This window comes from Rhodococcus sp. Leaf247, from assembly GCF_001426185.1.
Taxonomy (GTDB): domain Bacteria; phylum Actinomycetota; class Actinomycetes; order Mycobacteriales; family Mycobacteriaceae; genus Rhodococcoides.
In genome coordinates this window covers 265,087-277,477 of sequence record NZ_LMRP01000003.1, presented here as the reverse complement: position 1 = coordinate 277,477, position 12,391 = coordinate 265,087, and the positions used below count along the sequence as shown (strand labels likewise).

General features: G+C 68.2%; 13 protein-coding genes. 1 reads left to right on the top strand and 12 read right to left on the bottom strand.

The genetic code is table 11. The annotated features are described in order from the left end of the window. Positions 1-21: 21 nt before the first annotated feature. From ASG64_RS16640 to ASG64_RS16590, 11 genes are all read right to left on the bottom strand, one after another. Positions 22-552: an adenine phosphoribosyltransferase gene (locus ASG64_RS16640; RefSeq protein ID WP_197074813.1), complete on the bottom strand. Its 531-nt coding sequence runs from the start codon at positions 550-552 to the stop codon at positions 22-24. Between the two features lie 11 nt (positions 553-563). Further along, complete coding sequence (locus ASG64_RS16635) at positions 564-2,285, bottom strand: ABC transporter substrate-binding protein (protein ID WP_056074698.1); 1,722 nt, start codon at positions 2,283-2,285, stop codon at positions 564-566. A 1-nt stretch (position 2,286) separates the two neighbouring features. Further along, positions 2,287-3,474: a protein translocase subunit SecF gene (secF, locus tag ASG64_RS16630; protein WP_056074696.1), complete on the bottom strand. Its 1,188-nt coding sequence runs from the start codon at positions 3,472-3,474 to the stop codon at positions 2,287-2,289. Positions 3,475-3,477: 3 nt separating this feature from the next. Further along, on the bottom strand, positions 3,478-5,247 hold the full coding sequence (gene secD, locus ASG64_RS16625; protein WP_056074695.1) for a protein translocase subunit SecD: 1,770 nt from the start codon (positions 5,245-5,247) through the stop codon (positions 3,478-3,480). A 203-nt stretch (positions 5,248-5,450) separates the two neighbouring features. Continuing rightward, complete coding sequence (gene yajC / locus ASG64_RS16620; RefSeq protein ID WP_056074693.1) at positions 5,451-5,843, bottom strand: preprotein translocase subunit YajC; 393 nt, start codon at positions 5,841-5,843, stop codon at positions 5,451-5,453. A 114-nt stretch (positions 5,844-5,957) separates the two neighbouring features. Then, on the bottom strand, positions 5,958-7,049 hold the full coding sequence (gene ruvB / locus ASG64_RS16615; protein ID WP_056074691.1) for a Holliday junction branch migration DNA helicase RuvB: 1,092 nt from the start codon (positions 7,047-7,049) through the stop codon (positions 5,958-5,960). Beyond that, positions 7,046-7,648: a Holliday junction branch migration protein RuvA gene (gene ruvA / locus ASG64_RS16610; RefSeq protein ID WP_056074689.1), complete on the bottom strand. Its 603-nt coding sequence runs from the start codon at positions 7,646-7,648 to the stop codon at positions 7,046-7,048. Before ruvA ends, ruvB begins: the two co-directional genes overlap by 4 nt. After that, entirely contained in the window at positions 7,645-8,241 is a 597-nt protein-coding gene (gene ruvC / locus ASG64_RS16605) for a crossover junction endodeoxyribonuclease RuvC (RefSeq protein WP_042575981.1), read from the bottom strand. The genes ruvA and ruvC overlap by 4 nt, the downstream gene beginning before the upstream one ends. A 92-nt stretch (positions 8,242-8,333) precedes the next feature. Then, on the bottom strand, positions 8,334-9,089 hold the full coding sequence (locus ASG64_RS16600) for a YebC/PmpR family DNA-binding transcriptional regulator (protein WP_027505225.1): 756 nt from the start codon (positions 9,087-9,089) through the stop codon (positions 8,334-8,336). A gap of 41 nt (positions 9,090-9,130) precedes the next feature. After that, positions 9,131-9,754, bottom strand: coding sequence for a pyridoxal 5'-phosphate synthase glutaminase subunit PdxT (pdxT, locus tag ASG64_RS16595; RefSeq protein WP_042575978.1), 624 nt, complete (start codon positions 9,752-9,754; stop codon positions 9,131-9,133). Beyond that, positions 9,751-10,602 (bottom strand): acyl-CoA thioesterase, encoded by an 852-nt coding sequence (locus ASG64_RS16590; RefSeq protein WP_056075116.1) that lies wholly within the window; start codon positions 10,600-10,602, stop codon positions 9,751-9,753. The genes pdxT and ASG64_RS16590 overlap by 4 nt, the downstream gene beginning before the upstream one ends. A gap of 135 nt (positions 10,603-10,737) precedes the next feature. Here ASG64_RS16590 and ASG64_RS16585 point away from each other — a divergent pair, with 135 nt between their 5' ends. Continuing rightward, the gene (locus tag ASG64_RS16585; protein ID WP_056074688.1) at positions 10,738-11,349 is read left to right on the top strand and encodes a hypothetical protein; all 612 of its coding nucleotides are present in this window, start codon (positions 10,738-10,740) and stop codon (positions 11,347-11,349) included. 107 nt (positions 11,350-11,456) lie between these two features. Here ASG64_RS16585 and pdxS read toward each other — a convergent pair whose 3' ends face one another. After that, positions 11,457-12,383, bottom strand: a complete 927-nt coding sequence (gene pdxS / locus ASG64_RS16580; protein ID WP_082043223.1) for a pyridoxal 5'-phosphate synthase lyase subunit PdxS — start codon at positions 12,381-12,383, stop codon at positions 11,457-11,459. Positions 12,384-12,391: the final 8 nt, after the last annotated feature.

Here is a 12,391-nt window from a genome sequence, read left to right as displayed (position 1 = left end):
TTTCGTCTCGAGCGGGACTGGTCAGACCACGCCGAGCGTGGTCAGGGGACCATGCTTCCAACGCGCGCGACCCCCCAGAACTTCCACCTCGAGAACCACGGCCGCACCGACGACTATGGCGCCGCACCGGGTGAGCAGTTCGGCGGCCGCCTCGAGGGTGCCACCGGTGGCGAGAACGTCGTCCACGATCAGAATGCGTCGCCCGTCGAGGTCGATGCCCTCCGCGGAGATCTCCAGCTCGGCGGTGCCGTATTCGAGCTCGTACGCCTGGTGGTGGACCGGCGGAGGCAGCTTGCCGGCCTTGCGGACCGCGATGACTCCGGTGCCCAATGCCAGCGCGACGCCCGCACCGAGAAGGAATCCACGCGCATCGATTCCGGCGACGGCATCGACGTCGCGACCGGCCTCGGCCAACGCGTCGATGACCGTGCGCAGACCCCGGGCATCGGCGAACACGGGCGTCAGGTCGGCGAAGCGGACACCCGGCTCGGGGAAGTCGTCCGCCCAGCGGGTGAGCCGTGCGACGACGTCCGCCCCGGCCTCGTCCACGATCACGTTGTCACTCATCCGACCAGTATCCATTTGTCCATGTTCCATCCCGCGCCGGCGACGGTCGGATTCGACTCGACACCGCGCATTCCCGACGCCACGGCCGTGACTCTCGGAGCGTTGTAGAGAGGCAGTGACGGCATGTCCGTCCACAGGATGTTCTCGGCCTCGACCGCAGCGGACAACACTGTCGCGTCGGACTGGTCGACCGCGAGCTGGTCGACCAGTTGATCGATCCTGGGGTTGGCGTATCCGCCGACATTGACTCCCTGGCCTCCGCGAAGCGCGAAGCGTGCTGGGTCCGCGGACGACGTTCCGGTCGCGCCCGCCTGACCGGCCGTCGACGCCAACACCACATCGACCTGGCCCGCGCGCAGAGCGGCGGGCGTGAACGTCGCCGACGCCGAGTCGACGACGTCGATACCCATCGGTGCGCACGCGGCAGCGATCTGCGCGACGACGGCAGCGCGTCGGGTGTCGGGTCCGAGGTAGCCGATGCGGACCACCGGATCGGTGAGGCCCGCCTCGGCGAGACCGGCCGTGACACCGGCGACGTCGGGTGCGCGGTATCGCTCCGCGGCAGTGCCCGCCACCGTCCGGTACGCCAGTGTGGACGGCAAGGTGGTCCGACTGTCGACGATGCTCGATCCCCTCCCGGTCGCCTGCTCGTACCCGGGGTGCCCGTGCTGCGCGAAGAGGTCGCCGCGGGGAACGCACGCCGCGAAGGCGCGACGAGCGGCGGGATCGGCGAAGACACCCGACGTCGCCATCACCAACTGTTCGATTCCGAACGACGGCTGCGAGGTCGCGGTGAACCCGTCCGGGGTGGCCGTGCCGCCGTCGGCGTCGACCACTTCGATGTCGCCCGACGCAGCCTTGGCCGCGATGTCGGCTCCCTTGGGCCAGACCACGATGCGATCGGTACCGGCGGGGATTCCCCACCATTTCTCGTTCGGCACCAGGACCAGGCCGTCGTCGACGGAATAGGCGTCGACACGGAACGGTCCGGCGGAGACGAAGACTGCGGGATCGAGCGTTCCGGGCTCCCCGGAGGGTGCCGGCGTGAGGGTCCACGCCGTGTTCCACGCTGCGCCGACGCGACCGAGAGCCTCCTGGTCACCTCCGGCCAGAGTGCCGACGATGTCGGGCACTCCTGCGATCCGGGCAGCCACATGAGCGGGCATCATCGACCCGGCCCCGAAGAGGGACCGCCAGTCGACGTAGCTGCGGCCGGATCGGAACGTCACGGTGGCGACCTTGTCGGCGGGCGCGCAGTCGATCCGCTCGATGTCGGCGTATCCGGCCGTGGAGGCGGCGTCGAAGACCGGCGCACCGGCGACGTCCGTCCGGCCGCTGCGCGCCGCCCAGGCGAGAACCATGTCGTCGCAGGTCATCGGCACACCGTCGGACCACACGGCGGGCGCGGCGATGGTGTACGTGATGACCTGCTGCTCACCGGGCACCTCGACGGCTGTGCCGATGTCGGTGTCGCTCACCGCGCCACCGCTGGGCGCCGTGACGCTGAAGCCGGGGAGCACGCGCGCGAACGCCTGCACCGCGCCGGAGGACGAGCCCTCCGTCGTTCCGGCGTTGTAAGTCGAGATCGTGTTGTCGACGGCGTACCCGATGGACGGAATCCGGGTGTCCTCGGAACTGCACGCCACGAGCGTCGATCCGACGACCGCGGCGAGTGCCACTGCAGCGATCCCGGTTCTGGAGAGCGTCGACCCACCCATGTCAGCTCCTCCGCTTGCCGCGCTTACCTGTCGGTCGCGCGCCCGCTCGGGGCGCTGCGGCCGGTGTCCGTGCGGGACGGGCCGCCACCGGGGACGCCGCAGCACCCGCGGCGACGCGCTCTCCGGCGGGACGGGCGACGCCCTCGCGCTTGGCCAGCACCTTCTTGGTGTGTGCGGCCACAGGTCCCCACTTCTCCTTGAGCGTGACCACGAGGGGCGTCGCGAAGAAGATGGACGAGTACGCGCCGATGATGATGCCCACGAGCTGCACCAGCGCGAGATCCTTGAGGGTTCCGACTCCCAGCAGCCACACCGCGATCACGATCAGCGCGATCACGGGGAGCACGCTGATCACCGTCGTGTTGATCGACCTCATCAACGTCTGGTTGACCGCAAGGTTCGCCTGCTCGGCGTACGTGCGCCGGTTCAGGTGCAGGATGCCCCGAGTGTTCTCCTCGACCTTGTCGAAGACGACCACCGAGTCGTACAGCGAGAATCCGAGAATCGTGAGGAGGCCGATCACCGTGGCAGGCGTGACCTCGAATCCCACCAGCGAGTACACGCCGGCGGTGACGAAGATGTCGAAAAACAACGCCGCGATACCGGCGAGGGCCATGTCCCGCTCGTAGCGAACGGCGATGTAGATGCTGACGATGACCAGGAAGACCACCAGCGCGATCAGCGCCTTGTTCGTGATCTGGGAACCCCAGGTCTCACTGACGTCGGTGAAGGAGATCGCGTCTCGCGTCGTCTCGCCCTCCGCGTTGGTCGGCGAGTACGCATCGAACAGCGCGCTCTGCAGCGACGACGCCTGACCGGGGTCCAGCGCCTCCGAGCGGATCTGGACGGTGGCGCCGGATCCGGTGCCCACCGTCTGCACGGCGACGGCGTCCTGGCCCAGCGTCTCGGTGTAGATCTGCTCGACCTGAGCTGTGTCCACACCCCCGTTCGGCGCGGGGAACTGCACCCTGGTGCCGCCCTCGAAATCGATACCGAGGGTGAATCCTCGGACCAGGATCGACAGCAGCGAGACCAGGACGAACGCCGCGGTGATGCCGTACCAGAGGCGTCGGCGTCCGATGATGTCGAACGCTCCGGTGCCGGTGTAGAGGCGCGAGAGGATGCCGCGTCCGCCCTCGGCAGTCTCAGGCGCGGTATCGAGCGTGGTGTCGGTGGTGGTGTCGGCCATGACTCAGGCCTCCTTGTTCGATCCGGCGGCAGCCGTCTCACGGGTGGATTGGGCGGCTGCTCGCTTACGGGCGCGGGCGATCTCCTGCACCGCGCCCAGACCGTTGATGGACGGCTTGGACCAGAACTCGGTGCGCGAGGCGAGGTTGACCAGCGGCCACGTCACCAGGATGACGATGACGATGTCGAGAAGCGTCGACAGGCCGAGCGTGAAGGCGAACCCGCGAACCTGTCCGACGGCGAGCACGTACAGCACGGCGGCGGCGATGAAGCTGACCGCGTTGCCGGAGAGGATGGTCCGGCGCGCTCTGGCCCACCCTCGCGGAACGGCGGAGCGGAAGCTGCGGCCCTCGCGGATCTCGTCCTTGATGCGTTCGAAGAACACGACGAAGGAGTCTGCGGTCATACCGATACCGATGATCAGACCGGCGATGCCGGCGAGATCGAGCGTGAACGAAATCCATCGGCCGAGCAACACGAGGATGCCGTAGATGGCGACCAGGGACAGCACCAGCGACAGCGCCGTGAGGATGCCGAGCATGCGGTAGTAGAGGAGGCAGTAGAGCAGGACGAACACCAGACCGATGGCGCCGGCGATGAGACCGGCCTGCAGGGACGCCAAGCCCAGTGTCGCGGAGACCGTCTCGGCTTCGGAGGCGGCGAAGGACAGAGGCAGCGAGCCGTACTTCAGGGTGTTGGCCAACTCCCGTGCACTGTCCGCCGTGAAGTTGCCGGTGATCTGAGTGGCACTGCCGGCCGGTGTCGCGCCCTGGATGACGGGTGCGCTGACGACCTTCGAGTCGAGCGTGAACGCGGCCTGCTTGCCGATGTTGGCCGAGGTGAACTGGGCCCAGGTGTTGCCGCCCTCGGTGGTGAAGCTCAGCGAGACCACGTTGCGCGACTGCTGCGAGTCGAACTGCGAGCTGGCATCGGCAATCTGCTGACCGTCGATGATCGACGCGTCGAGAACGTAGACGGCGGTGCCGTCCGTGGAGCAGGCGACCAGCGGCAGCGCCGGGTCGTCGTTGCCCTGCAGCGGGTCGGGAGCGGAGCAGTCGATCGTCGCCATCGCCGTCTGCTGAACGGCCGGGTCGGTGCTCTGACGTAGCGCCTTCGCCTCGGTGATCGCGTCGGCGGTCTCGTCCGCGGATCCCTCCGTCGGCGCGGTTCCCGGCTCCGAGCCGGTGTCCTGGTCCGACGGAGCTGCGGAGTCGGTCGGCGCAGCGGGGTCGGTCGGGTCCTGCGCGGGGAAGGGTCGGTTCTGCGGAGCGGGCGCCGCGGGATCGACGGCGGCGGGGTCGGCTGCCGCCGGATCTGCAGCTCCGGGAACTGCCGCTGCCGGATCTGCGGCGGGGTCCGTCGCCGCCGGGGCCTCGGGCGTGCCGGCCGGAGTCGGCGCCTGCGAGGTGATGACCGGGCGGATGTAGAGGCGGGCCGTCTGGCCCAGGGTGCGAGCCTGCGAGCTGTCGTCGCCGGGAACCGTGATGACCAGGTTCTGACCGTCGATGACCACCTCGGACCCGGAGACACCCAGACCGTTCACGCGGGTCTCGATGATCTGCTGGGCCTGCCGGAGGCTGTCCTGACTCGGCGCGCTGCCGTCCGGCGTGCGGGCGGTCAGCGTCACGCGCGTGCCGCCCTGCAGGTCGATACCCAGCTTGGGTGTCGGGGACTTGTCACCGGTGAAAAAGACCAGGACGTACACGAGGGCGATGAAAACGCCGAACACGGCGAGATACCGCACCGGATACGAGGATCCGCTGGATGGGGCCACGGTGAGTACTTCTCCTGAGTGGGACGGACCGGCTGGGTGGAACGACAGCTGGAGGACTACGGCTCGGTGTAGATCGGCTTCTTAGGTCGTACGAGGGCGGGCCGCGAGCGACACGGACCGGCCGAAGCCTGACCGACCGTACCCTCTCCACAACGACGCACCGCCCCCGAGGACGACCTCGGGGGCGGTGAATCCGCTTTGTCTCAATCCTTGGTGAGGCGAGCCTGCGAACGATCGGTGTCGGTCGATCCGAGACCGGTCTCCAGGCTGTCGACTCGGCTCTGCACATCGGCGTCGTCGGTGTAGTCGACGGCCGCGTCATCGCTGGTCACGTCGTCGTCCTCGTCGGGGAGAACCTCGCGCACGACGGCACGCGACCAGGTGGTGATGATGCCGGGGGCGACTTCGAGATCGACGGTCGTCTCGGTGAGCCCGTCGACCAGTCCGTGCAGTCCGGACGTGGTCAGAACGCGGTCACCCACGGCCAGCGAGTCCTGCAGCTCGGCTGTCTTGGCCAACTCCCGCTTCTGACGGCGCATGCCGAGAAACATCGGGACCAGCAGGGCGAGCACGAGAAGCGGAAACAGCAGTTCCATCGGAGACGTCAATCCTTGATCGAGGGGCGTGGAACCCCCAGTGTGCCACGTCCGCTGTGAAGCTCGGGCGTGTCAGGCACCCGTTTCGTCCGATTCGACGGGATAGGTGGCCGGTCAGCTCTCGTCGAAAAGGGTGCGTTGCGGCTCGTTCGTCCGCACGGAGATGCCGCCGACCGCGAGGTCCGGCGGAGGAGTCAGACCCATGCGCTCCCAGGCAGCGGCAGTCGCCACGCGCCCACGCGGAGTCCGGGCGATCATGCCGGCACGGACCAGATACGGCTCGCACACCTCTTCGACCGTCGCGGGCTCCTCCCCGACCGCGACGGCCAACGTCGAGACACCGACGGGTCCGCCGCCGAAGCTGCGGACCAGGGCGCCGAGGACCGCGCGGTCGAGTCGGTCCAGGCCGAGCTCGTCGACGTCGTAGACCTCGAGAGCAGCCCGTGCGACCTCCAGGGTCACCACTCCGTCGGCGCGTACTTCCGCGTAGTCGCGGACGCGGCGGAGCAGGCGGTTGGCGATGCGCGGAGTGCCCCTCGAACGGCCTGCGATCTCGGCGGACGCGTCGACGTCGACACGCACACCGAGAATCCCGGCGGATCGGGTGATGATGCGCTGGAGCTCGCGCGCGTCGTAGAAGTCCATGTGTGCGGTGAAGCCGAAGCGGTCGCGCAGCGGCCCCGTCAGAGCTCCCGACCTGGTGGTGGCGCCGACGAGGGTGAACGGCGCGACGTCGAGCGGAATCGACGTGGCACCGGGCCCCTTGCCGACGACGACGTCGACCCGGAAGTCCTCCATCGCCAGGTACAGCATCTCTTCTGCCGGCCGTGCGATGCGATGGATCTCGTCGATGAACAACACGTCGCCCTCGACCAGATTGCTCAGCATGGCCGCGAGGTCACCGGCGCGCTCCAGCGCCGGACCGGAGGTGAGCCGCAGCGCGGACCCGAGCTCCCCCGCGATGATCATCGCCATACTGGTCTTCCCCAGTCCGGGCGGACCGGACAGGAGGATGTGGTCGGGTGTACTGCCTCGCTGAGTAGCCCCCTGCAGGACGAGTTGCAGCTGTTCCCGCACGCGGGGCTGCCCGATGAAGTCGTCGAGAGACTTCGGGCGGAGGCTGGCATCGAGGTCGCCGTCGTCCGGAACGACCTCCGCGGTCACCAGGGAGTCGTCACCGTCGTCCGTCCAGTTCTGATCGGTCACCGCGACCTACCCAGACTCACCAGAGCCGCTCGCAACGCCTGCGCAGTTCCCGTCGTCGGGTCCTCCGCCAACACGGCGTCCACCGCAGGCTCTGCCTGCTTCGCGGGGAAGCCGAGACCGAGCAGTGCCTCGACCACCTGATCCCGCACCGGTCCGGCCGACGGCCCGGACACCGAGGACCCACCTGGTGCCGACACCACGGCGTCCACCTTGTCGCGCAACTCCACGACGAGCCGCTCGGCGCCGCGTTTGCCGATACCGGGGACTCGCATCAGCGCCGTCACGTTGCCGTCCGTCAGCGCGGAACGCAACGCGTCGGGCTCGAGAACCGCGAGCACCGCCATCGCCAGGCGCGGACCGACGCCCGACACCGTCTGTAGGAGGCCGAAGAGGTCGCGCGAGGTGGCGTCGGCAAATCCGTACAGCGTCATCGAGTCCTCGCGGACGATCATCGAGATGACGAGACGTGCCTCGGTGCCGCGGGTCAGGCCGGCAAGTGTCGCGGGTGTCGCGTTGACGCGGTAACCCAGCCCGGCCGCCTCGACGACGGCGTGATCGAGTGCGATCTCGAGGACGTCGCCTCGTATCGAGCTGATCATCGCGGCTGCACTCCCGTCTTCGCGCCGGCGCGAACCGCGGCGCGTTGCTGTTTCAGTTTCTTCTCGTACGACGCCTTCGCGGCGGCCGCCTGCGCCTCCGCGGCCGCCATCCGGGCCATCATCGGGGCGCGCCAGCAATGACAGATGGCCAACGCGAGAGCGTCGGCGGCATCGGCAGGCCTCGGTGCCTGCTGCATTCCCAGAATGCGCGTGACCATGGCCGTGACCTGCGCCTTGTCGGCGGTGCCGTTCCCGGTGACCGCTGCCTTGACTTCCGAAGGCGTGTGAAAGGCGACGGGGATCCCACGGCGGGCCGCGGCCAGCGCGATCACTCCCCCGGCCTGGGCAGTACCCATGGCGGTCCGCACGTTGTTCTGGGAGAACACCCGCTCCACCGCGACCACGGTGGGCTTGTGAGTGTCCAACCAGTACTCGGCGGACTCGGCGATCAGGAGCAGGCGTTGGGCGAGGTCCATGTCCGAGGGAGTACGCACCACGTCGACGTCGAGCGCGGTGACGGCCCTACCGGCACCGGACTCGACCAGGCTCAACCCGCACCGAGTGAGTCCCGGATCGACTCCCATGACACGCAACGCCCACTCCCTCACCGGATTCGACCAACCTACGAACTGTTGTTCGATACCCTAGCGGCGAGAAGCGGGCGTGTGCGTGCGGCGCGCTGGAGTCAGTCCTCGTCGAGCTGCGCGAGCACCTCGTCTGACAGATCGACGTTCGACCACACGTTCTGCACGTCGTCGCTGTCCTCGAGCGCGTCGATCAGCTTGAACACCTTACGCGCTCCGTCGACGTCGACGGGCACGCTGACAGACGGCTGGAAGCTGGCCTCGGCGGAGTCGTAGTCGATGCCCGCCTCCTGCAGCGCGGTGCGCACGGCCACCAGGTCGGTCGGCTCGGAGACCACCTCGAAGGTGTCCCCGTTGTCGTTGACCTCCTCGGCGCCCGCGTCGAGCACGGCCATCAGGACGTCGTCCTCGGACTGACCGTTCTTCTCGAGCGTGACGACGCCCTTCCGGGAAAACAGGTACGACACGGAACCCGGGTCGGCCATGTTGCCGCCGTTGCGGGTCATCGCGACACGGACCTCGCCTGCCGCGCGGTTGCGGTTGTCGGTGAGGCACTCGATGAGGACGGCGACACCGTTGGGCCCGTAGCCCTCGTACATGATGGTCTGCCAGTCGGCTCCGCCCGCTTCTTCACCGGCGCCGCGCTTGCGTGCGCGCTCGATGTTGTCGTTGGGGACCGAGGTCTTCTTCGCCTTCTGGATGGCGTCGTACAACGTGGGGTTACCGACGGGGTCACCACCACCCGTGCGCGCGGCGACCTCGATGTTCTTCACCAATTTGGCGAAGGACTTCGATCGGCGGGCGTCGACGACAGCCTTCTTGTGCTTCGTGGTCGCCCATTTGGAGTGGCCGCTCATCGGCAATAGCCCCTTTCGTACCGGCAGAGAACGTGCCCAGCTTACGCGGGCGTGGACAGGGTTCTTCGCTCCCGCACCATGTCGGCGAACAGCGCGTGCACTCGTCGGTCTCCCGTGACCTCCGGGTGGAAGGACGTCGCGAGCACGGCTCCGTGGCGGACGGCGACGACGCGGCCGGCCGCGGGCCCGTCCGGAACCGTGGCCAGGACCTCGACGTCGTCTCCCACGCGCTCGACCCAGGGAGCTCGGATGAACACGGCGCGGATCGGGTCGCCGTCGATGCCGGTCATGGCGAGATCGGTCTCGAACGAGTCGACCTGTCGGCCGAAGGCGTTGCGACGCACCGTCATGTCGAGACCGTCCAGGTGCACCGCGTCGGCGGTGGTGTCGAGGATGTCGGACGCCAGCAGAATCATCCCCGCGCACGAGCCGTACGCCGGCATTCCTGCCGCGAGCCGTTCCCTGACGGGGTCGAGGAGGTCGAAGATCCGGAGCAGTTTGCCCATGGTGGTCGATTCCCCACCCGGGATCACCAGACCGTCGACGGCGGCCAGTTCCTCCGGCCGACGGACCGTCACCGCGTCCGCGCCCGACGCGGTCAGCGCCTCGAGGTGTTCACGGACGTCGCCCTGCAGGGCGAGAACTCCGATGAGGGGCCGGGTCACCGCGTCGTCTCGAGGCCGGGAGTGTGCTGCGCCGAGCGGTCGTACCGCATCAGGCCCTCCTGCGTGACGGCGGCGACCATGCGGCCGGCGCGGTCGTAGATCCTGCCCTGGGTGAGCGCACGACCGAGGCCGGCGGACGGGGACGTCTGGTCGTAGAGCAGCCACTCGTCGGCGCGGAACGGCCGCAGGAACCACAGCGCATGGTCGAGGGAGGCCGTCTGTGTCGCGACGTCCTCGTGTGGGACCTTCGCCGAGCCCAGCAGTGTCATGTCCGACATGTAGGCCAGGGCGCACACGTGGAAGACCTGGTCGTCGGGGAGCGGATCCCGGTAGCGGATCCAGACCTGCTGCTGCGCCGCCAGATTCGAGCTGCGGGCGATCTTGTCGTGCGGCACGAGACGGACGTCCCACCGATTCCACTCCTTGTAGAACATCTTCTGACGCAACGCTTCGTCCTCGGCGACGTCGGGGAGATCCTCGGGGCCCATCACGTCGGGCATGCGGTCCTGATGCTCGATGCCCTCGTCCTCGACGTGGAACGACGCCGACATCGTGAAGATCGCCTTGCCGTCCTGGACGCCGGTGACCCGCCGCGTGGCGAAGGAACGGCCGTCGCGGACACGGTCCACCGTGAACACCGTAGGTTCGTTGGGGTTTCCGGGGCGCAGGAAGTATCCGTGCAGCGAATGCACCCGGAACGACGCGTCCACCGTCTTGGCCGCCGACACCAACGACTGCCCTGCCACCTGGCCACCGAATGTCCGCTGCAGTTGGCTGGGAATGGAGCTCCCGCGATAGATGTCGTTCTCGATGCGTTCGAGTTCGAGGATCTCTTCGATGCCCGCCATGATCACCCTTTCCGGTCGGCGCAGACGTGCCCTGCCCCGCGAGTACGGCTGAAGTGTCGCAGAATCGGCCCCCTGAACGACACTTCGGCCGTACTCGCGGGGGGTGGAGGCATTGCGTCGGGCAGGATCGAGACCGTGCCCCGCTTCTCCCCCACGACTCCCGACGCGGTGGTGGACCTCGTCGTCGACCGCATCGCCACACTCGAGGGACGATGCGTCGTCGCCGTGGACGGTGCCGACGCGGCATCGCCGATCACCCTGGCGGACAACGTGTCCGGACGCCTGCGGGCCTCGGGGCGCGCGGCCGCCGTGATCTCGCTGCACGGGTGGGTTCGGCCGGCGTCGCTCCGCCTCGAGTACGGCCACGAGGACGAACTGTCGTATCGCACCATGTGGTTCGACTACGACGGGTTGCGTCGTGAAGTCCTGGAGTCGCTGAGACGTCACGGCCGCTGGCTACCGGCGATCTGGGACGAGCGCACCGACCGCTCCGCACGCGTCTCGATGGTCGACGCCTCCGAGAACCAGGTGATCCTGGTCGCCGGGCCGATGCTGCTGGGCCGGGGTCTGGAGTTCGACCTGACCGTCGCCGCCACGCTCACGGAGCGGACGGCGTCGAGACTCACACCCGAGAACCAGCGGTGGACGGTGCCCGCGCTGACGACGCACGCGGCACAGTCCGAGCCCGCCGACATCGAGGTGAAGATGGATCACCCCGACCGGCCGGCGCTGTTGGTCGAGCGTTGACCTACGTCACCCCTTCACGCCCGCGAGTACGCCGATATCGTCGTTAATCCAGGTCGCGTCACGACACTTCGGACGTACTCGCGGGGTCGAGTGACGGTGGTGTCAGATCACCACCCGCGCTCGGCGAGACGGTGCGGCTGCGGGATCTCGTCGACGTTGATGCCGACCATGGCCTCGCCGAGACCACGCGAGACCTTGGCCAGCACATCCGGGTCGTCGAAGAACGTGGTGGCCTTGACGATGGCGGCGGCGCGCTGCTCCGGGTTCCCGGACTTGAAGATGCCGGATCCGACGAAGACACCCTCGGCGCCGAGCTGCATCATCATCGCGGCGTCCGCGGGAGTGGCGATGCCGCCTGCGGTGAACAGGGTGACGGGGAGCTTGCCGTTGCGGGCGACCTCGACGACCAGATCGTAGGGAGCCTGCAGCTCCTTCGCCGCGACGTACAGCTCGTCCTCGGGCAACGATGTCAGGTGACGGATCTGGTCGCGCAGCGTGCGCATGTGGGTCGTTGCGTTGGAGACGTCGCCGGTGCCGGCTTCGCCCTTGGACCGGATCATCGCCGCGCCCTCGGTGATGCGTCGCAGCGCCTCACCCAGGTTGGTCGCACCACAGACGAACGGAACGGTGAACTTCCACTTGTCGATGTGGTTGGCGTAGTCGGCCGGGGTCAGGACCTCGGACTCGTCGACGTAGTCGACACCGAGGCTCTGCAGGATCTGCGCCTCGACGAAGTGGCCGATACGTGCCTTGGCCATGACGGGGATGCTGACAGAGGAGATGATGCTGTCGATCATGTCCGGGTCGGACATCCGGGAGACGCCACCCTGGGCGCGGATGTCGGCAGGCACGCGTTCGAGAGCCATGACGGCCACGGCACCGGACTGCTCGGCGATCTTCGCCTGATCAGCGGTGACGACGTCCATGATGACGCCGCCCTTGAGCATCTCGGCCATGCCTCGCTTGACGCGGGCGGTGCCGGTGGACGGTGTGGAACCGTTCTGCTCGGATGTGGGGACGGCAACGGTGGTCACGAGATTCT

Coding starts and splice junctions, on each gene's coding strand:
- ASG64_RS16635 (WP_056074698.1), bottom strand. CDS start 2,285: ATGGGTGGGTCGACGCTCTCCAGAACCGGGATCGCTGCAGTGGCACTC.
- secF (WP_056074696.1), bottom strand. CDS start 3,474: ATGGCCGACACCACCACCGACACCACGCTCGATACCGCGCCTGAGACT.
- yajC (WP_056074693.1), bottom strand. CDS start 5,843: ATGGAACTGCTGTTTCCGCTTCTCGTGCTCGCCCTGCTGGTCCCGATG.
- ruvA (WP_056074689.1), bottom strand. CDS start 7,648: ATGATCAGCTCGATACGAGGCGACGTCCTCGAGATCGCACTCGATCAC.
- ASG64_RS16600 (WP_027505225.1), bottom strand. CDS start 9,089: ATGAGCGGCCACTCCAAATGGGCGACCACGAAGCACAAGAAGGCTGTC.
- ASG64_RS16590 (WP_056075116.1), bottom strand. CDS start 10,602: ATGGCGGGCATCGAAGAGATCCTCGAACTCGAACGCATCGAGAACGAC.